Origin of the sequence: Neobacillus niacini, assembly GCF_023715785.1 — a bacterium.
In the GTDB taxonomy this organism is placed as follows: Bacteria; Bacillota; Bacilli; order Bacillales; family Cytobacillaceae; genus Neobacillus; species Neobacillus niacini_E.
Window position 1 is genome coordinate 1 of the sequence record NZ_JAMBOX010000108.1, and the last position, 300, is coordinate 300.

Consider the following 300-nt stretch of genomic DNA (forward strand, 5'->3'; position numbering starts at 1 on the left):
GATTCATTGCCTGAAGAACGATTTCATCAAAAATATCTTGAAAGATATCAGTATCCTTAAAACGGTGTTGACGATTCCAACTAATCGTAGAGTGATGGGAAACCGGATCCTGAAATTTTAAACCTAAAAACCATCGATAGGCAATGTTCATTTTAATTTCCTTTTCTAATTGCCCTTTCGGAACGAATACCAAAGAGATACCCGATGAACATCATTTTAAAAAGTATAAGGGGATCAGATGGACGGCCGTTATCATCACTATAAAATGGACGTACTTTTTCAAGAAGAAATGAAAAGTCT

1 pseudogene is annotated in these 300 nt (G+C 35.3%); it reads right to left on the reverse strand.

The features are described 5' to 3' along the window. A pseudogene (locus M3234_RS29050) lies at nt 1–300 on the reverse strand (transposase); the annotation flags it as partial.